The sequence below is a fragment of the Pseudazoarcus sp. NS34 genome (assembly GCF_059703725.1).
Window position 1 is genome coordinate 1 of sequence record NZ_BAAKIZ010000001.1, and the last position, 18,979, is coordinate 18,979.

Below are 18,979 nucleotides of genomic sequence, written 5' to 3' on the forward strand. Positions count from 1 at the left end.
CGCCAGCGTTCAATCTGAGCCAGGATCAAACTCTTAAGTTCAATCCACAGCACTCAAAGTCAAAACTGACATATGAGCACTCAATCTTTGTGATTCTCGGAGCCCGAAGGCCCCGTGGATCCACAATCAACCAAGCACCCACACTTATCGATTGTCCAAATTTTTAAAGAACCGCTGCCACCCGGCAGCGAAGAAGCGAGATTATGTACAAACCACCTCACCTCGTCAAGCCCCTCAGCACAATTTCTACAACCCGCCGAAGAACCCCTCAAACCCCTCAACTCCGCTAAACACAACACTTGTAGCGGCGAAGAGGGGCGCAGTATATAGACCAAACTGAAGGTGTCAATGGCTTGATGACGACTTTTTCTAGGCGCGTCTCCAGCCACGCCGAACCTCCCTTGATCCGTCAGGGACTTAGACACTGAATCCCGTCTCCAGGCACCGGCACGATAGAATGCCAGCCTCAACAGATCACCTGCGAAAGCGATGAAACAGTACCTCGACCTGATGCGTCACGTGCTCGAGCACGGCGACGAGAAGTCCGACCGCACCGGCACCGGCACACTGTCGGTGTTCGGCTGGCAGATGCGTTTCAACCTGGAGGAAGGTTTTCCGCTGCTGACCACCAAGAAACTGCACACACGCTCGATCATTCATGAACTGCTGTGGTTTCTGCAGGGCGACACCAACATCCGCTACCTGAAGGAAAACGGCGTTTCGATCTGGGACGAGTGGGCCGATGCCGACGGCGATCTCGGCCCGGTGTATGGCAAGCAGTGGCGACGCTGGGAAACGCCCGACGGGCGCGCCGTAGACCAGATCACGCGCCTCATCGACGGCCTCAAGAACAATCCGGACTCGCGCCGCCACATCGTCTCGGCCTGGAACCCCGGCGAGATCGACGGCATGGCGCTGCCACCCTGCCACGCGCTGTTCCAGTTCTACGTAGCCAACGGCCGGCTGTCATGCCAGTTGTATCAGCGCAGCGCAGACATCTTTCTGGGTGTGCCCTTCAACATTGCCTCTTACGCGCTGCTACTGGCGATGGTGGCGCAGGTGTGCGGCTATCGTGCCGGCGATTTCGTGTGGACCGGCGGCGACTGCCACCTGTACAGCAACCACCTAGATCAGGCGCGGGAACAGCTTTCACGCGAGACGCGCGCGCTGCCCACGCTGAAGATCAACCCTGAGGTAAATGACCTGTTCGCATTCCGCTTCGAGGACTTCACGCTGGAAGGCTACGACCCACACCCCCACATCAAGGCTCCCGTCGCCGTATGAGCAAGAAGACCGAAATCGTTTTTGTCGTTGCCGTTGCCCGAAACGGGGTGATTGGCCGAGACAACGCCCTTCCCTGGCGACTGAAGGCCGACCTTGCCCATTTCAAGCGCACGACGCTCGGCCACCCGATCGTGATGGGCCGCAAGACTTGGGAATCACTGGGACGGCCGCTGCCGAGTCGACGCAATCTTGTGGTCACCCGCAACGCGCACTACGTCGCCGAAGGCGCCGAGGTTTTTGCCGATCCGCGTGCTGCCATCGCTGCAGCCGATACCGACGCGGTGCACGTCATCGGCGGGGCCGAGCTGTATCGAACCTTGCTGGATGAAGTGGATCGCCTGGTGCTGACGGAGGTGGACGCTGACGTAGAGGGCGACGCCTACTTCCCTGATTTCGACCGCTCTGCGTTCGTCGAGGTATCGCGTGAGGCGCACCACGCCGATGCGGACAACGAACACGACTACGCTTTTGTGGAGTACCGACGGCGCTGAATCAGTCTTGCTTGTAAACGAGATCTCACTTCACGCAATCGACGTGATAGGAAGTCACACCGTCACGTTCGTCACGCACCAACCCGTGGATATCCGTCTCGAAGCCCGGGAACTTGGCGTTGAAATCGCGCGCGAACTGCAGGTAACGCACGATCGTCGGGTTGAAGCGCTCGCCCGGGATCAGCAGCGGGATGCCCGGCGGGTACGGAGTCACCAGCATCGCCGTCACACGGCCTTCGAGCTCGTCGATGGGCACGCGTTCGATCTCGCGGTGCGCCATCTTGGCAAAGGCGTCAGCCGGTTTCATGGCCGGCACCATGTCCGAGAGGTACATCTCGGTCGTCAGACGGGCAATGTCGTGCGCGGTGTAGAAGCTGTGAATCTGCGCACACAGATCCTTCAGACCGACTTTTTCGTAGCGCGGATACTTGGCAATGAACTCGGGCATCACGCGCCACAGCGGTTGATTGCCGTCGTAGTCGTCCTTGAACTGCTGCAGCTCGGTCACCATGGTGTTCCAACGACCCTTGGTGATGCCGATGGTGAACATGATGAAGAAAGAGTACAGACCGGTCTTCTCGACAATGATCCCGTGCTCGGCCAGATAGCGCGTGAGGATGCCGGCCGGAATGCCCGACTCGGCAAAGTCGCCATCCACATCCAGCCCCGGTGTGATGACCGTAGCCTTGATCGGGTCGAGCATGTTGAAGCCTTCGGCCAGATTGCCGAAGCCGTGCCAGCGCTCGTTGGCCTTCAGCGTCCAGTCTTCGCGCGTGCCCATGCCCTCCTCGGCGAGGAACTCCGGCCCCCACACCTTGAACCACCAGTCGGCGTCGCCAAACTCGGCATCGACCTTGCGCATGGCGCGACGGAACTCGACTGCCTCGTTGAGTGATTCCTCAACCAGCGACGGCCCGCCCGGCGGCTCCATCATTGCGGCCGCGACGTCGCACGAGGCGATGATCGCGTACTGCGGCGAGGTCGAGGTGTGCATCAGATAGGCCTCGTTGAAGATGTCGCGGTCGAGCTTGCGCGTCTCCGAGTCCTGCACGAGGATCTGCGAGGCTTGCGACAGGCCGGCCAGCAGCTTGTGCGTGGATTGCGTTGAAAAGATCATCGACGACTTGCAGCGCGGGCGGTCCGCGCCGATGGCGTGGTAATCGCCATAGAAGTCGTGGAAGGCGGCGTGCGGCAGCCAGGCTTCGTCGAAATGCAGCGTGTCGATCTGCCCGTCGAGCATTTCCTTGATGGTCTCGACGTTGTACACCACGCCGTCGTAGGTTGACTGCGTGATGGTCAGGATGCGCGGCTTGCGGTCGCGCGCCTCACGTGCAAACGGGTTGGCGTCGATCTTCTTCTGGATGTTCTCCATCGAAAACTCTGCCAGCGGAATCGGGCCGATAATGCCGTAGTGGTTGCGCGTCGGCGTCAGGAACACAGGCACCGCACCGGTCATGATGATCGAGTGCAGGATGGACTTGTGGCAGTTGCGATCGACCACCACGATGTCACCCGGCGCCACCGTGGTGTGCCACACCATCTTGTTCGAGGTCGACGTACCGTTGGTGACGAAATACAGGTGGTCGCAGTTGAAAATGCGCGCAGCGTTGCGCTCACTCGCGGCCACCGGACCGGTGTGGTCGAGCAGCTGACCAAGCTCTTCCACCGCGTTGCACACGTCGGCACGCAGCATGTTCTCGCCGAAGAACTGGTGAAACATCTGCCCGACGGGGCTTTTCAGGAAGGCCACGCCACCCGAGTGCCCCGGACAATGCCACGAATACGAACTGTCGGCAGCGTAGTGAACCAGCGCGCGGAAGAACGGCGGCGCCAATGTCTCGAGATAGTTCTTGGCCTCACGCACGATGTAGCGCGCCACGAACTCCGGTGTGTCCTCAAACATGTGAATGAAGCCGTGCATCTCGCGCAGCACGTCGTTCGGCACGTGGCGCGTGGTGCGCGTCTCACCGTAGATGAAGATCGGGATATCGGCGTTGCGGTGGCGGATTTCCTGCACGAAGGCGCGCAAGCCCTCGATCGCCACGTCCGCCGCCTCAGGCGAAGAAAACTCTTCATCATCAATCGACAGAATGAACGCCGAACCGCGGCTCTGCTGCTGCGCGAACGAGGTCAGATCACCGTAGCTGGTGACGCCAAGCACCTCGATTCCCTCGTCCTCGATGGCCTTGGCCAGCGCACGGATACCGAGGCCCGAGGTGTTCTCGGAACGGAAGTCCTCATCGATGATGATGATCGGAAAGTGAAAGCGCATCCTAACTTCTCCCGGCCTGGTCGGCTCTGCCGACAGCCATGTTGCGCGCGGCGCATTGCCGCATCGTTACCAATAAAGCACAAGGGGCCGTGCCCGGCCCCGGTTCAACGTTATGGCATGTAGCCGCAAACGTCAGATTTTCGGCAGTGTTACGCCGCGTTGGCCCTGATACTTGCCACCACGATCGCCATACGAAGTCTCGCAAATCTCGTCGGACTCGAAGAACAGCATCTGCGCCACGCCCTCGTTGGCGTAAATGCGCGCCGGCAGCGGCGTCGTGTTCGAAAACTCCAGCGTCACATGGCCCTCCCACTCCGGCTCCAGCGGCGTCACGTTCACGATGATGCCGCAGCGCGCATAGGTGCTTTTGCCCAGGCACACCGTCAGTACGCTGCGCGGAATGCGGAAGTACTCGACCGTGCGCGCCAACGCAAAGGAGTTAGGGGGAATGATGCACACGTCGCCAGTGAAATCGACGAAATTGCGCGAATCAAAATGTTTCGGATCGACGATGGTCGAATTGATGTTCGTGAAGATCTTGAATTCGTTCGCACAGCGCACGTCGTAGCCGTAGCTCGAGGTGCCGTAGGACACGATCTTGCCGGACTCATTCTCGCGCACCAATTGCGGCGCGAACGGTTCGATCATGCCTTGCTGCTCCGCCATGCGGCGGATCCACTTGTCGGACTTGATGGACATGAAATGCTGTTCCTGTGCGGCCAGCCGGCAGGGCCACCGGCGAAAATGCGCGTAGTGTAGGGCATGCCATCCCTCAGGGAAAGGCACGCCCTGCTTCGCCAGACTTAAGACTGCGGCGAGCCCGCTTGTGCGCGGGCGACCGTGATCGCGGCCGACTCAGCGGAGACGATCTGGACGAGCTCTCCGGCGCGTATTCCGGCGTCGCCCAATGCCGCATAAGTAGTGTCGCCCACACGAATGCGTCCGCGTCCGGTATCGAAGTCACTCGCCGCCTCGCAACGCCGCCCAACCAGCCCCTGCAGCTCGCGATTCATGCCCTGTGCGTCGCTGCTTTCACCACCACGACGCTGGATGACAAAACCGAGTCCGATCGATGCGAGCATCGCGATCGCAAACAGCAGCAACTGCGCAGTAAGCGACATGCCCGGAGCAAGCAACAGAACCAAGCCGACCAACATCGCACCGAGGCCGATCCACAGCAGGAACACCCCGGCCGCCACCATTTCCAGACCGGCAATGATCAAGCCCCCGATCAGCCAGTACCACGGCGACACGAAGAGATCTTCAATCCCGCTCATGTCTTAGCCCACCTTCGGCTGCGTAGCGCGCACCAACTCCGAGATGCCGGCGACTGCGCCTGTGATGCCACTGGCCTCCAGCGGCATCAGCACCAGCTTGCTGTTGTCGGATCTGCCGATCTCCTGCAGCGCCTCGACATACTTGAGGCCCAGGAAGTACTGGATGGCTTGGATGTCACCTGCCGAAATGGCCTCCGACACCATGCGCGTAGCCTTGCCTTCGGCCTCCGCCTCGCGCTCACGCGCTTCGGCATTCAGGAACGCAGCCTGGCGCTCACCCTCGGCGCGCAGTACTGCTGCCTGCTTTTCGCCCTCGGCCCGCAGAATCTCGGCTTCCCGCGCACCGGTGGCCTCGGTCACCTGGGCGCGGCGCTTGCGTTCGGCGGTCATCTGCAGGTTCATCGCATCCTGCAGTTGCGGCGGCATCTTCAGATCGCGGATCTCGATGCGGATGATCTTCACGCCCCACGGGTTGGTCGCCTCATCCACGATGGCCATCAGCGATTCGTTGATCCGCTGCCGGTTCGACAGCGTTTCATCCAGATCCATCGAACCGATCACCGAACGAAGATTGGTCGTTGTCAGATTGACGACGGCCTCTTCGAGATGGCGCACCTGATAGGCTGCCCGTGCGGCGTCATCGATGCGGAAGAACACCACACCATCAGCCACGACCGCAGCGTTGTCCTTGGTGATCACGGTCTGCGCCGGGACGTCCAGGACTTGCTCCATGACTGTCAGACGGCGACCGATCTGGTCCACAAAGGGCACGATGAAGCGCAGGCCAGAGTCCAGCGTGGTGGTGTAACGGCCGAAGCGCTCCACCGTCCAGCGCTCGCCCTGCGGAACGGTCTTGATGCCAGCAAAGATCAGTACAACCGCGACGACAACGACGATACCCGCGAAAATCAGTACTGCATCCATAGCCACTACTCCTCTCAAAGCTCGAAATCAGATCGGGCGATCATACGCCGAATGCATACCCCGCAAACGCGCAAATCGAGCCCGGTAATCAGAACGTCGCGGCGCGCGCTTTCCGCCCGCGAAGATATCTGTCACACCAGCGCAAACTGGCCACACAACCGCCCAGCAGCAAGGCCAACGGCCGTAGCAAAAACTGCAGCAGCAATATCAAAGGCACCAGCACCAGTGCCCATCCCACCGACTGAACCAACCACACCGGATAACCCAGCACCTCGGCTGCACGCGCAAAGCCAGAGTGCAGCAAGGATGGATGGCGGATGACGATGTAAGCCAGCGCAACCGGCCCGCCAACGCGCGCCAGTTGCGCGCCAACGCGGCTACCACGCAGCAAGTTGCTGCCGAGCGCGGTAGTGGCCGGCCGGGCCACCGTAGTGGTGCGCGCCGCGGCGGCGCCGCGCCCCATGCGCAGCAGCTTCAACGCGCTGACGCCAATCGCCACATCCACCGCGGCCCAGCCCGCATCGCTCATACGCACTTCTTCTCCGCGCCGCACCCGCGTTTCGAGGCCGCGGATACCGCCAGTGAAGAAATCCGTCACGCCTTCGGTCAGGCGTTCGGTCTGCACACGCGCCACCTGGCCATCATCCGCGATCACGAACTGACCGAGAAAGTCATGCCCCTCTTCGGCAATGAAGCGAATCGCATAGCGCCCGCGCTCGACCGACGACGGCAGCTCATCCGCATCCTGCACGGTCTCCCCGCTCCAACGCTCGCGCAACGCTGTTGCGGCGTCCCCGACGCGCTTGTACAGGGAGAGCGAAAACAGTTCGTTGTGCATGAAATAGTGGATCGGCGGCACCACCGACTCGCCGTGCTCACGCAATACCTCATGGAACTCTGCATCGGCGCCATACGTCATCAGCACCTCGCGCGTCATATCGCCATGACGCAGCAGCGCCAACTGTGCCTTGGTCACCAGCACCTCATCCATTAGCGCCAATTCCAGGATTACCGCCTGCACCTCGATATTTTCGCGCTGCAGGCTGGCGGCGTGCTGCGGCATCGTCGCCTCGATCTGCACCGCGAGCAAGCGCTGCTCGATCGGCTCGGAGGGCCACATCCGCGACAACGCCAGGCCCACCAGCACCGCAACCAAAACCGCAAAAATCAGTCTCCTCATCGGGCCCTCCCGCCTTTCCTGACCGATCTGACGACTGCGCCAGCCGCCTTGCGGGCTGAACTATCATTCGTCGTATGGAGGTTCGCATGAAACGCATCCACTTCGTCGCGCTATGTGCGCTCTTGATCCCGACAATCGCCTCTGCTCAGGTGTATCGCTGCGAAGTGAACGAGCGCACGGTGTATTCCCAGGTGCCGTGCTCCGACGAATCCGTACGGATCGACCTCGGGCCCAACGCCACCAGTTCGGTCACCGCCCGCGAAGCTGCGCTGCAACGCGAGATCGACTCACTGCGCGCAGAAGTCCGCCGCCTGAGCAGCGAACTCGACAAGCTCGCCGTTCAGCGCGACACGGGCCGCACGGAATCCGATCTTCGCGCCGACAAATCCGACTCGTTCGCATGCAAGCAGGCCATGCGCTCCTACGAGATCAGTTCGAACCGGCGCAGCTACGACACCGAACAGCGCCGCCTGGCCGCCTACGCCGCCTGCCGCCTGCGCGAACCCGACGGCACCACCACGATCATCGTCCGCTAGCGCGCCACCACTGATTGTGGGCGCAGCCGCGCCTCGAGATCCGCCAACAAGGCCCGGATCCGCTTTGCGTTAACGCCGAGATCGCTTTGCCCGACGCGCGAACGCGAGCGCATATCGACGCGCGCGCCCTGCTCCACGGCACTTACTTCCACGGCAATCTCATCGGTAAAGCGGAAGATCAGGCTGCGGGTCGTTGCCTCGATGCGCAAGTCTTCGGAATCCTCGACCACCACGGTCCAGCCACGCTCGCGCACCAGGCTGATCAGCGCTTCGTATGCACGCTGCGGCGTCGTCCCAAGCAGCAGCGGTCGCACGTCCGGATAGGACTCGCGTTGTCGGCTTGCAAACGCCTCCCCCGGGTAGGCTGCGGCAGCCGGCATGCCGCGAAACACCAGTGGCCGTGACGGATCGGTCACCACGTCGTTGATGACCGGGTGCGTCAGGCCGGCATGCAGCCAGAACGCGGCAAGACCCAACACGGGCAGCAGCAGGACGCCAGCCGTGAGCAACCAGACATTCATCGTTCCGCCCTCCGAAGCCAATGCGTTCTCTCCCGGCATTCACGCCGACCTATCTCGATCAGCTGACCGACACTTCCTTCCAGCTCAGGCTCACGATAGCCCCAGCCAGCCCGGCCAGCCCGAGCAATACAATCGCAGCCTCCACCGAAATCGCTGCCGCGAGCGCCCCTAACAGCCCGGTCAATAGCAGCACAAAGCCGATGACTGTATTGCTGACCGCCACATATTCGGTGCGTCGATTGCCTTCGGCCATGTCCACCAGATAGGTCTTGCGCCCAAGACGCACGCCAGCATGCGCTACGCCGAGACCGAAGAAGGCCAGTGGATAGAACCACAGCGCGGCCGCCTCCGGCAGGTCAGCCCACGACCAAAGCGCAACCACAATCGACAACGCGCCCGCAAGCGCACAGGCAACCGCAAACACGCGACGGCTCGAACGATCGGCCCAACTCCCCCACAGTGGCGAACTGACCAGCGCGGCCAGCCCTTCCACTGCGATGAAAATGCCCAGCAAAAGCGCAGCACTCCCCAACTCGTCACGCGCCAGCGCAATGTAGAACGGCGCAGCCAGACCGGATCCCATCGCCAGCGCACGGGCGATCACGAAACGGCGGAACGGCGCATCATCGCGCAGCAGCGCGAGCCTGGCCCAAGCTTCGGTGAAGCCATTGGCGCCGCCCTCGGTCGCGCCCGGATACTCGACGATACGTGAATACACGCCCGCTGCCGCCAGCCACAAGCCCGCCGCAACCAGCAGCAGCCCGGCATACAGGTTGAGACCAGCCGAGTCGGGCAGCAGCGCGAGCACGCCTCCCGTGGTCATCGTCGCAAAGCCCGCGAAGGAACTGATCCAGCCGGACAGCCGCCCCCGCCGGGTCTTGGGAATGGTCTTGCCAAGCACGTCCTTGTAGGCCACCGAACAGGCGCCGCGGGCGAGGCTGAACACTGTCAGCAGAAGCAGGATGACCAAGCCTGCATCAAGGCCTTGCAGGGTCAATGCCGCCACGGCCATCGCCGCCAGGCAAGCAGCCTGCAAAGCGCCGCCGCCGGCCCACACCCATTTGCGCAGCGCCAGCGAGCGTACGGCTGCGCCGATAAACATCTGCGGCAGCATCGAGCCCGCTTCGCGGATGGGCACCAGCAGACTCAGACACCAGGCGGGCGCACCCAGCACCCCGAGAATCCACGGCAAGGTGGTCTTGGCACTGGCAATACGGTCGGATACGTTCGATAAGGCATTGGCAACCAGTGTGCGCACGAAATTGCCCGGCGACTCGCGACAGGCCTCATCGCTGATGGCCTTGCAAACGCGGCCTTCGTCATCTTCGGCAAGACGCTCGTAAACTGACGCCATCCAGTCTGGATGGCGTGGCCGCACTTCTGGAACACTCATCTCAATTCAAATAGAAGCCCACGTTGAACATCACGCCCGCCGTGCCGAACGGGACCATCTCTACATTCATGCGCCGATACTCGACGCCCACTGCAGGCAGAATCGCTGGCGCCACACCAAAGCGGTTGAATGGAATCTTGTCACGATACTCGCCCCGATAGCCATGCAGCAGGCCTGCCGTCACCTTGGCGTAGACGCGCGTATTGCCTGCCTGGTGCAAGTCATAGCGCCCACCACCGTACATATAGATGCTGCGTTGCCCGAAGGAGTTGCGGAAAGTTGCGGCCCCGGCCAGCCACTTCACATCCTTCAGCCACGGCGCGTGCGATACCGCCGCACTGCCTCTCTGCCATTCAAAGCGCGTCGATGCCGGAGCCTGCCATTCCAGATTGATCAGATCCTGCCGGTTGGTATGGTCCGGATCGGGGCTGAAATGCTTCGTCCATACCGAGGTCTGCAACAGCAGACGGTCGCCCGGCACGAATACCCCCGAGGCGAGTACTGCCGAAGCCGGCACCCCCACAAGCATCAGCAACAAAATAATACGTTTCATGGCCAACCTCCCGTCCACACTGCTTGGGCACCAGGCGAAATCGCGCTTGATACCCGCAGCAACGGGAGGGTAGAAACCCGCTGCCGCCTAAAGTTCGAGCACGCATAATTGACCACCACGCCGCACCTGCTCAGAATCAAGGCCCCTGAAGGCTTCCGCCCAGTTTTCATCAACCATTCCGGAGATCACCATGAACCTCACCATCAGTCTTGCACCGCTGATTTCGCTTATCGCCGGCATTCTGATTTTGGTCGTGCCGCGCCTGCTGAATTACATCGTCGCGCTGTACCTCATCGTGATCGGCGTTGTAGGCCTGTTCGGCATCGGCAGCGTTAACGTCCGCTAGAGCAGCGTTTCAGCGCGGAGCAACAATGCAGAATCCGCGGATGACACAAAAAAGCCCGCTGGCATGCCAGCGGGCTTTTTTGGTTTCAACGGCGCGTTCGCCGCAGGCTCACTCCCACTCGATCGTCGCAGGCGGTTTGCTGCTCACGTCATAGGTCACACGGTTGATGCCGCGCACTTCGTTGATGATGCGGCCGCTCACCTTCTTCAGCAGCGCATAGGGCAGTTCGGCCCAGTCGGCAGTCATGAAGTCGCTGGTCTGAACGGCGCGCAGCGCGACCACATAGTCGTAGGTTCGGCCGTCACCCATCACGCCGACGCTCTTGACCGGCAGGAACACCGTGAAGGCCTGGCTGGTGAGGTCGTACCAGCTCTTGCCGCTGGGCTTGTCGATGAAGTTGCGCAACTCTTCGATGAAAATGGCGTCGGCCTCGCGCAGCAGGTCGGCGTATTCCTTCTTGACCTCGCCGAGAATGCGCACACCCAGGCCCGGGCCGGGGAACGGGTGGCGATACACCATCTCGGGCGGCAGGCCAAGGGCCACGCCGAGTTCGCGGACTTCGTCCTTGAACAGATCACGCAGCGGCTCGAGCAGCTTCAAGCCAAGCTGCTCGGGCAGACCGCCGACGTTGTGATGGCTCTTGATGGTCACGGCTTTCTTGCTCTTGGCGCCGCCGGACTCGATCACGTCCGGGTAGATGGTGCCTTGGGCGAGGAAGGTGGCGCCCTTGTGGCCCTTGCCGCCAGCCTTGAGCTTGGCGGCTTCGGCCTTGAAGACTTCGACGAACTCGCGGCCGATGATCTTGCGCTTCTGTTCGGGGTCGCTGACACCAACGAGGTGGCCGAGAAACTGGTCGCACGCGTCGACTGCGACGATGTTGGCGTGCAGCTTGCCCGCAAACATGTCGATGACCATCTTGCCCTCGTCCTTGCGCAGCAGGCCGTGGTCGACGAACACGCAGGTCAGCTGGTCGCCGATAGCGCGGTGAATCAGCGCCGCCGCCACCGAGGAATCCACCCCGCCGGACAGGCCGAGAATGACTTCTTCGTCCCCGACCTGTTCACGAATGCGGGCCACGGCCTCGTCGACGTAATTGCCCATGATCCAGTCGGCCTTGACCGCACAGATGTCGAGCACAAAGCGGTTGATCAGCGCCCGCCCTTGAATGGTGTGGGTCACTTCGGGGTGGAATTGCACGCCGTAGTAGCCACGCGCCTCGTCGGCCATGCCGGCAATCGGGCAACTCGGAGTGCTGGCCATCAATTTGAAGCCCGGCGGCAGCGTGGTGACCTTGTCGCCATGGCTCATCCACACCTTGAGCATGCCGTGGCCTTCGCTGGTGCTGAAGTCCTCGATGCCCTGCAGCAGCGCGGTGTGTCCGTGCGCGCGCACCTCGGCATATCCGAACTCGCGCGAATTGCTGCCCTCCACCTGGCCGCCCAACTGCTGCGCCATGGTCTGCATGCCGTAGCAGATGCCCAGCACGGGAATGCCAAGCTCAAACGCTGCGTCCGGCGCGCGGTCGTCAACCTCGTACACGCTGGCATGGCTGCCTGACAGGATGATGCCCTTGAGCTGGCCGTCGGCCGCAAACTCGCGCAGCCATTCGCTCGTCACATCGCAGGGATGCACTTCGCAATAGACGTGGGCCTCGCGCACACGACGCGCGATGAGCTGGGTGACCTGGGAGCCGAAATCGAGAATCAGGATTTTCTGGTGGGCCATTCGGGTACTCGAAAAGAATAAGGGCGGCCGAAGCCGCCCGGACGACACGCAACGCGCATCAGTCGATGTGGTAGTTCGGCGCTTCCTTGGTGATCTGCACATCGTGCACATGCGACTCGCGCACGCCGGCCGTAGTGATCTCGACGAACTCGGCGCGGTTGCGCATTTCCTCGATGTCCTTGCAGCCAACGTAGCCCATCGATGCACGCAGACCACCGGCGAGCTGATGGATCACCGCCGAGACTGAACCCTTGTACGGCACACGCCCCTCGATGCCTTCCGGCACGAGCTTGTCGGCGTTGCTGGCCGGGTCCTGGAAGTAACGGTCTGCCGCACCCTGCTGCATCGCACCCAGCGAACCCATGCCGCGATAGGACTTGTACGAACGCCCCTGATACAGCACGGTCTCGCCCGGCGCCTCTTCGGTGCCGCCGAACAAGCCGCCCAGCATCACCGCATTGGCGCCGGCTGCAATCGCCTTGGCGATGTCGCCGGAGAAGCGGATGCCGCCGTCGGCGATCATCGGCACACCGGTGCCGGCGAGCGCAGAAGAAACGTTGTCGATGGCCGTAACCTGCGGCACGCCCACACCGGCGATGATCCGCGTAGTACAGATCGAGCCCGGACCGATACCGACCTTGACACCGTCGGCACCGGAATCCACCAGCGCCAGCGCGGCGGAAGCCGTGGCGATGTTGCCACCGATGACCTCGACGTGCGGGAAGGTCTTTTTGACCCAGCGCACGCGATCCAGCACGCCTTGGGCGTGACCGTGGGCGGTATCGACGACGATTACATCGGCACCGGCCTCGACCAGCGCTTCTGCGCGCTCTTCGGTTCCGGCCCCAACGCCAATGGCAGCACCGACACGCAGGCGACCAAGTTCATCCTTGGCGGCATACGGGTGCTCGGTGGACTTCATCATGTCCTTGACCGTGATGAGGCCGCGCAGCTCCCATTCGTCGTTGATGACCAGCACGCGCTCGAGGCGGTGCTTGTGCATCAGGTGGCGCGCCTCGTCGAGGCTTGCCCCTTCCTTGACGGTAACCATGCGGTCGGCCGGCGTCATGATCTGCGACACCGGCTGGTCAAGATTGGTCTCGAAGCGCAAATCGCGGTTGGTCACGATGCCGACCACCCGCTTGCCCTCGATCACTGGCAGCCCGGAGAACTTGTGCTGGCGCGTCAGGGCCACCACATCGCGCACGCTCATCGTCGGCGGGATGCAGATCGGATCCTTCAGCACGCCGCTTTCGTGGCGTTTTACGCGAGCGACCTCGGCCGCCTGCCCCTTGATGGACAGGTTCTTGTGGATGATGCCGATGCCGCCTTCCTGAGCGAGTGCAATCGCCAGGCGGGACTCGGTCACGGTGTCCATTGCCGCCGAAACCAGTGGAATATTTAACTGAATGTTTCGAGTCAGTCTTGTCGCGAGGCTTACATCACGCGGCAGAACATCGGAATGGGCAGGAACTAGAAGGACGTCATCGAACGTCAGCGCCTTCTGGATGACGCGCATGGCTTTTTTCCTTTCGGCCAAAACCCTATTATACAGACCGCCCAGCCCGCGTGTAAGCTGGACGACTGTCCTGATGCGGGATGACTACGGAGACTTCCGATGCGCAAACTCTGCTTCGCCATATTGTTCGGTACGCTGCTCGTCACCTCGGCGCACGCCCAGGTCTATCAGTGGCGCGACGACAGCGGCCGCCTCGTGTATGGCGATCAGCCGCCTCCCGGCGTCGATGCCACGGTCGTGCGCTCGCACCCCGCTTCCGGGGCCCGGGCGCCGGTGCGTGAATCGGCCAGCACTGCCACTACCGCCACCACCGAAACACCTACAAGTGAAGACGCGCCAAGCAAGTCGGAGCAGGCCGCCATTGCCAAGCGTACGCGCGAGCAGGAAGAAGCCCGCGAGCGCGCCTGTCAGGAAACCCGCAACTACCTTGCGGCGCTTGAGAGCGGTCAGCGGGTGGCGCGTTTCAATGAAAAGGGCGAACGCGAATTTCTCGACGACGCCGCCCGCATGCAGACTATCGAGCGCACGCGCGGGACATTGCGCGACAACTGCGACAAGTAAGCCTCAGGCGGCGGCCTCAGCGTCGCCACCGCCCTTCTTCATCGCCTTGCCTTCTTCCGCCCGCTTCTTGCGCACGGCCTTCGGGTCGGCAATGAGCGGGCGGTAGATTTCTACCCGATCGCGGTCGCGCAAGGGCGCATCAAGCTTGCTCAGCTTGGCGAACACCCCCACCTTGTTGTCGCCTTCCAGGTTGATGTCCGGATATTTTCCGAGCAGACCCGACGCCTTCACCGCATCTTCGACCGTGGCCCCTTCGGCCAACACCAGCTTGACCAGTTCATAGCGGTGCGGATGCGCGTAGGTGACTTCAACATTGATGACTTCGCTCATGCTCCCCCCTTGCGGTAAATCTGGCCGGCACGCTTCACGAAAGATTCGACGAAGGTATTGGCGATGTGATTGAACACCGGACCAAGCGCCTTTTCGAGCAACCGGTGCTCGAATTCGTAGTGCAGACGGAATTCCACCTTGCACGCGGATTCGCCCAACGCCCGGAAGTACCAACCGCCGTCGAGCTGCTTGAATGGCCCTTCGCGCAAGCGCAGGTGCATCTCGTCCGGGTAGTGCTTGGTGTTCTCGGTGGTGAACTGCGTCTTAATGCCGTGGTAGTTCACGTGAATGGTTGCGACCGTGAGAACGTCGTTGCGCTCAATCACGTCCGAACCACCGCACCAGGGCAGAAACTGCGGATAGTCCTCGCAGCGGTCGACCAGGTCGAACATCTGGGCGGGGGTGAACTCGACGAGGACGGTCTTGCTGACTTCAGCCATGTGCGGGGCGGTCGGAGCGGCGAACTGTTAAGATCCACGATTCTACCGTAAGCACTCCAACCCCGCGCCCCGCGCCGTACCCAGCCCATGAGCATCATCGACAACCGCAAGGCTTTCCACGACTACTTCATCGAGGAGCAATTCGAGGCCGGCCTCGTCCTCGAAGGCTGGGAGGTCAAGGGCATCCGCGCAGGCCGGGCCAACATCAAGGAAGCCTATGTCGTCGTGCGCAACGGCGAGATATTCCTGATCGGCATGCACATCACGCCGCTGGCCAGCGCCTCGACCCACGTACACGCCGACCCGACCCGCACGCGCAAACTGCTGCTGCATGCCCGCCAGATCTCGACGCTGATCGGCAAGGTCGAACGCGCCGGCTATGCGCTGGTGCCGCTCGACCTGCACTATTCGAAGGGCCTGATCAAATGCTCCATCGGGCTGGCCAAAGGCAAGAAGCAGTTCGACAAGCGTGAAGACGAGAAGAAGCGCGACTGGGAGCGCGAGAAAGGCCGCCTGATGCGCATCAAGGCCTGATCGTTCGCATTCCGAATTCCGGAGAAACCCGATGCTGCTGCTCATTGCCGGTCTGTGGCTGTTCTTCAGCTTTCACTCGGTGCGCCTGCTGGCGCCTGAAATGCGCGAGCGCGCCGTCGCACGCATCGGCGAACCGAACTGGAAGCTGGTCTTCGCCGGCGCCTCGCTCACCGGCCTGATCCTGATCGTTCTCGGCTTCAGCGATGCACACATGAACCCGGTGCACCTGTGGTCGCCGCCGCTGTGGACGCGCCACCTCGCCGCACTGCTGATGGTGCCGGCCTTCATCCTGCTCGCGGCCACCTACGTGCGCGGCAGCGTGATGCGCGCACGCATCGGCCACCCCATGCTGGCCGGCACCAAGCTGTGGGCGCTGGCCCACCTGCTGGCCAACGGCACATTGGCTGACGCAGTGTTGTTCGGCAGCTTCCTGATCTGGGCCGCGCTGAGCTTCTCGGCCTCGCGCAAACGTGACCGCGCAGCTGGCACCATCAGACCGCCGGGGCGCTGGTCGCGCGACGTGCTGGCGGTGGCCATCGGTCTGGTCACCTGGTTCCTGTTTGCCATGTATCTGCATGGCCTGCTGTTCGGCGTGAGGCCGTTCGGCTGAGCTGCGCTCAGGAACTGCAACTGAGCATCGAGCAACCTGCCTTCTGGCGCGCCCACTCCGGGCGCCTGGCGGCGAAGTGCTCACGCCCCGGCTGCTCGTCGTATGGCCGGCGCATCACGTCAAGCAACTCTTCCACGCGCGACAGATCACCCGCCTCGGCCGCATCAATGGCCTCCTGCGCCAGGTAATTGCGCAGCACGAAACGCGGATTGGCCGCATTCATGCGCGCAATGCGCTCCTCCGTCGGCATGCCGTCCTGCAGCACACGCGCGGCGTAGGCATCGAGCCACGCGCTCAGCGCTTCGCCGTGGCGCGTGCGCGCTTCCTCGGTATAGAAGGCATCGGCCACGACCTCGATCGACGGCGCGGAAACATCCAGCTGCGCCAGCTCGCGGAAGAAGATCGTCATGTCCACCTCGGCACGTGCCAGCAGGCCCTGCAAGCGCTCGACCGCCGCGCTGTCGGCTTCGGTCATGGCCGACAAACCCAGCTTTTCGGCCCACATGCGCCCGCTCTCGGCGGCAAACACTTCGGCGTAGCGGGCGAGCCCGTGCTGCAGCGGCTCGACCTCCTGCATGATCGGATGCAAGGCGTTGGCCAGACGCACCAGGTTCCAGTGGCCGATCTGCGGCTGCGCGCCAAAACGGTAGCGACGCCCGGATGCGTCCGTGGTGTTCGGCGTCCAGTTCGGGTCGTAGTTGTCGATCCAGCCATAGGGGCCGTAGTCGATGGTCAGCCCGAGGATGGACATGTTGTCGGTGTTCATCACGCCGTGCACGAAGCCCACCCGCATCCAGTGCGCAATCATCACAGCGGTGCGCTCGCACACTTCCACGAACCAACGACGCCGCTGCTCGGCCGGCTCGCCTTCGATCCACGGAAAATCGCGGGCGATAGTGAAGTCGACCAGCTTCTCCAGCACCGCGTGCTCGCCACGCGCAGCAAATATCTCGAAATTGCCGAAGCGGATGAAGGACGGCGCTACGCGACACACCACGGCCCCCGGCTCGGCACGCGGATTGCCGTCATAGAACATGTCGCGCATGACGCTCTGGCCGGTACCCACGAGGCTCAGCGCACGCGTGGTCGGCACACCGAGGTGATGCATGGCCTCACTGCACAGGAACTCGCGGACGGACGAACGCAACACGGCACGGCCGTCCGCTGTGCGTGAATACGGTGTGGGGCCGGCGCCTTTGAGCTGCAACTCCCAGCGTTCACCCTGCCCGTTCACCGTCTCGCCCAGCGTGATGGCACGGCCGTCGCCGAGCTGGCCGGCCCAGTTACCGAACTGGTGTCCGCCGTAACAGGCCGCGTAGGGCTGCATGCCGTCAAGCAGCGCATTGCCGCCGAACACCTGGGCGAACCACGGCGCCGCGACCTCGGCGGGCGCAAGCCCTAGCGCATCCGCCATCTCCCGCGACCAGGCCAGCAAACGTGGCGCAGCCACCGGGGTTGGCATGACGGGCGACCAGCACGCGCCGTGCACCTGACGCACGCCCGGCGAATCGTCCGGGTCGCCCGGTAGATCACGCACGAAACGGTTGTCGAACTTCATTCCATCCATATCTTCATCCAGTATTCATTTCCCTACGCTGCCCACATACGGCCAGCCTGCAGGCTTCGGCTATAATCCGGCGATCGTAACCATGGAAACATACCGACAATGGGCATTCTCGCCGGTAAACGCATTCTGATCACGGGTCTGCTGAGCAACCGCTCGATCGCCTACGGCATCGCCAAGGCGATGCACCGCGAGGGCGCAGAACTCGTTTTTACATTCCAGAACGAGCGCTTCAAGGATCGCGTCGCCAAGCTCGCTGCCGAGTTCGACAGTGAGTTCATCCTGCCGCTCGACGTACAGAGTGACGACGAAATCGCCGCTTTGTTCGCAGCCATCGAACAAAAGTGGGGCGGGCTCGACGGCCTGGTGCACTCGATTGCGTTTGCCCCCACCGACGCGCTGGAAGGCGACTTCCTCGACGGCTTCAGCCGTGAGGCCTTCCGTATTTCGCAGGAAATCAGCGCCGCCAGCTTCCCGCTGCTGGCCAAGGCCGCCCGCCCGCTGATGAAGGGCCGCAACGGTTCGATGCTCACCCTGTCGTATCTCGGCGCCATCCGCACCATGCCGAACTACAACATCATGGGCATGGCCAAGGCCAGTCTCGAAGCCGCCGTGCGCTACATGGCGGTCACCCTCGGCCCTGAAGGCACGCGCGTCAACGGCATTTCGGCCGGCCCGATCAAGACGCTGGCCGCGTCCGGCATCGGCAGCTTCGGCAAGCTGCTGTCGTTCAACGAGCGCAACGCCCCGCTGCGCCGCAACGTCACCATCGAGGAAGTCGGCAACGCCGCGGCGTTCATGTGCTCGGATCTGGCCAGCGGCATCACCGGCGAGGTCATGTTCGTCGACGGTGGCTTCAACACCACCGCGCTGGGTAACTCCGACCAGGGCTAAAAGCGCCCCAATCGCCCATGAAAAA

21 protein-coding genes are annotated in these 18,979 nt (G+C 62.5%); 8 read left to right on the forward strand and 13 right to left on the reverse strand.

Annotated elements, in window-relative coordinates; all coding sequences use genetic code 11:
• Nucleotides 1-489 precede the first annotated feature (489 nt).
• Together AC6H0N_RS00005 and AC6H0N_RS00010 are read left to right on the forward strand one after the other, a co-directional pair.
• The gene (locus tag AC6H0N_RS00005; protein ID WP_497571997.1) at nt 490-1,284 is read left to right on the forward strand and encodes a thymidylate synthase; all 795 of its coding nucleotides are present in this window, start codon (nt 490-492) and stop codon (nt 1,282-1,284) included.
• A complete protein-coding gene (locus tag AC6H0N_RS00010; RefSeq protein ID WP_497571998.1) occupies nt 1,281-1,775 on the forward strand; it encodes a dihydrofolate reductase in 495 nt (164 codons plus the stop codon). Before AC6H0N_RS00005 ends, AC6H0N_RS00010 begins: the two co-directional genes overlap by 4 nt.
• A gap of 25 nt (nt 1,776-1,800) precedes the next feature.
• On the opposite strand, the gene AC6H0N_RS00015 is transcribed toward AC6H0N_RS00010, so the two are convergent.
• The 5 genes from AC6H0N_RS00015 to AC6H0N_RS00035 all read right to left on the reverse strand — a co-directional run bounded on the left by AC6H0N_RS00015 (nt 1,801) and on the right by AC6H0N_RS00035 (nt 7,428).
• Nucleotides 1,801-4,047 (reverse strand): Orn/Lys/Arg family decarboxylase, encoded by a 2,247-nt coding sequence (locus AC6H0N_RS00015; protein ID WP_497571999.1) that lies wholly within the window; start codon nt 4,045-4,047, stop codon nt 1,801-1,803.
• A 132-nt stretch (nt 4,048-4,179) separates the two neighbouring features.
• Nucleotides 4,180-4,746, reverse strand: coding sequence for a dCTP deaminase (dcd, locus tag AC6H0N_RS00020; protein ID WP_497572000.1), 567 nt, complete (start codon nt 4,744-4,746; stop codon nt 4,180-4,182).
• A gap of 104 nt (nt 4,747-4,850) precedes the next feature.
• The gene (locus AC6H0N_RS00025; RefSeq protein ID WP_497572001.1) at nt 4,851-5,324 is read right to left on the reverse strand and encodes an NfeD family protein; all 474 of its coding nucleotides are present in this window, start codon (nt 5,322-5,324) and stop codon (nt 4,851-4,853) included.
• A gap of 3 nt (nt 5,325-5,327) precedes the next feature.
• Nucleotides 5,328-6,248 (reverse strand): SPFH domain-containing protein, encoded by a 921-nt coding sequence (locus AC6H0N_RS00030; RefSeq protein ID WP_497572002.1) that lies wholly within the window; start codon nt 6,246-6,248, stop codon nt 5,328-5,330.
• Between the two features lie 88 nt (nt 6,249-6,336).
• On the reverse strand, nt 6,337-7,428 hold the full coding sequence (locus AC6H0N_RS00035) for a hypothetical protein (protein ID WP_497572003.1): 1,092 nt from the start codon (nt 7,426-7,428) through the stop codon (nt 6,337-6,339).
• An 86-nt stretch (nt 7,429-7,514) separates the two neighbouring features.
• On the opposite strand from AC6H0N_RS00035, the gene AC6H0N_RS00040 reads away from it, so the two are divergent.
• Complete coding sequence (locus AC6H0N_RS00040) at nt 7,515-7,964, forward strand: DUF4124 domain-containing protein (protein ID WP_497572004.1); 450 nt, start codon at nt 7,515-7,517, stop codon at nt 7,962-7,964.
• Here the strand turns inward: AC6H0N_RS00040 and AC6H0N_RS00045 are convergent.
• From AC6H0N_RS00045 to AC6H0N_RS00055, 3 genes are read right to left on the reverse strand one after another with little or no spacing between them, the layout of a single operon-like run.
• A complete protein-coding gene (locus AC6H0N_RS00045) occupies nt 7,961-8,485 on the reverse strand; it encodes a DUF1499 domain-containing protein (protein WP_497572005.1) in 525 nt (174 codons plus the stop codon). The genes AC6H0N_RS00040 and AC6H0N_RS00045 overlap by 4 nt on opposite strands.
• Before the next feature lie 58 nt (nt 8,486-8,543).
• On the reverse strand, nt 8,544-9,839 hold the full coding sequence (locus AC6H0N_RS00050) for an MFS transporter (protein ID WP_497572006.1): 1,296 nt from the start codon (nt 9,837-9,839) through the stop codon (nt 8,544-8,546).
• A 40-nt stretch (nt 9,840-9,879) separates the two neighbouring features.
• Nucleotides 9,880-10,431: a sn-glycerol-3-phosphate transporter gene (locus AC6H0N_RS00055; RefSeq protein WP_497572007.1), complete on the reverse strand. Its 552-nt coding sequence runs from the start codon at nt 10,429-10,431 to the stop codon at nt 9,880-9,882.
• A 190-nt stretch (nt 10,432-10,621) separates the two neighbouring features.
• Here AC6H0N_RS00055 and AC6H0N_RS00060 point away from each other — a divergent pair, with 190 nt between their 5' ends.
• Nucleotides 10,622-10,777, forward strand: coding sequence for a DUF3096 domain-containing protein (locus tag AC6H0N_RS00060; RefSeq protein WP_497572008.1), 156 nt, complete (start codon nt 10,622-10,624; stop codon nt 10,775-10,777).
• Nucleotides 10,778-10,885: 108 nt separating this feature from the next.
• Here the strand turns inward: AC6H0N_RS00060 and guaA are convergent, their stop codons facing one another.
• Both guaA and guaB read right to left on the reverse strand, forming a co-directional pair.
• Nucleotides 10,886-12,502, reverse strand: a complete 1,617-nt coding sequence (gene guaA, locus AC6H0N_RS00065; protein ID WP_497572009.1) for a glutamine-hydrolyzing GMP synthase — start codon at nt 12,500-12,502, stop codon at nt 10,886-10,888.
• A gap of 58 nt (nt 12,503-12,560) precedes the next feature.
• Nucleotides 12,561-14,021 (reverse strand): IMP dehydrogenase, encoded by a 1,461-nt coding sequence (gene guaB, locus AC6H0N_RS00070; protein WP_497572010.1) that lies wholly within the window; start codon nt 14,019-14,021, stop codon nt 12,561-12,563.
• 99 nt (nt 14,022-14,120) lie between these two features.
• Between guaB and AC6H0N_RS00075 the strand changes: the two genes are divergently transcribed.
• Nucleotides 14,121-14,582: a DUF4124 domain-containing protein gene (locus AC6H0N_RS00075; protein ID WP_497572011.1), complete on the forward strand. Its 462-nt coding sequence runs from the start codon at nt 14,121-14,123 to the stop codon at nt 14,580-14,582.
• A 3-nt stretch (nt 14,583-14,585) separates the two neighbouring features.
• On the opposite strand, the gene AC6H0N_RS00080 is transcribed toward AC6H0N_RS00075, so the two are convergent.
• Together AC6H0N_RS00080 and AC6H0N_RS00085 are read right to left on the reverse strand one after the other, a co-directional pair.
• Nucleotides 14,586-14,912 (reverse strand): RnfH family protein, encoded by a 327-nt coding sequence (locus tag AC6H0N_RS00080; protein ID WP_497572012.1) that lies wholly within the window; start codon nt 14,910-14,912, stop codon nt 14,586-14,588.
• On the reverse strand, nt 14,909-15,352 hold the full coding sequence (locus AC6H0N_RS00085) for a type II toxin-antitoxin system RatA family toxin (RefSeq protein ID WP_497572013.1): 444 nt from the start codon (nt 15,350-15,352) through the stop codon (nt 14,909-14,911). Before AC6H0N_RS00085 ends, AC6H0N_RS00080 begins: the two co-directional genes overlap by 4 nt.
• A gap of 87 nt (nt 15,353-15,439) precedes the next feature.
• Here AC6H0N_RS00085 and smpB point away from each other — a divergent pair, with 87 nt between their 5' ends.
• The gene (gene smpB / locus AC6H0N_RS00090; protein WP_497572014.1) at nt 15,440-15,886 is read left to right on the forward strand and encodes an SsrA-binding protein SmpB; all 447 of its coding nucleotides are present in this window, start codon (nt 15,440-15,442) and stop codon (nt 15,884-15,886) included.
• 31 nt (nt 15,887-15,917) lie between these two features.
• Nucleotides 15,918-16,496: an NnrU family protein gene (locus AC6H0N_RS00095; protein WP_497572015.1), complete on the forward strand. Its 579-nt coding sequence runs from the start codon at nt 15,918-15,920 to the stop codon at nt 16,494-16,496.
• 7 nt (nt 16,497-16,503) lie between these two features.
• On the opposite strand, the gene AC6H0N_RS00100 is transcribed toward AC6H0N_RS00095, so the two are convergent.
• On the reverse strand, nt 16,504-18,063 hold the full coding sequence (locus AC6H0N_RS00100; RefSeq protein ID WP_497572016.1) for a protein adenylyltransferase SelO: 1,560 nt from the start codon (nt 18,061-18,063) through the stop codon (nt 16,504-16,506).
• A gap of 99 nt (nt 18,064-18,162) precedes the next feature.
• Here AC6H0N_RS00100 and AC6H0N_RS00105 point away from each other — a divergent pair, with 99 nt between their 5' ends.
• A complete protein-coding gene (locus tag AC6H0N_RS00105; RefSeq protein WP_497572017.1) occupies nt 18,163-18,954 on the forward strand; it encodes an enoyl-ACP reductase FabI in 792 nt (263 codons plus the stop codon).
• Nucleotides 18,955-18,979 lie beyond the last annotated feature (25 nt).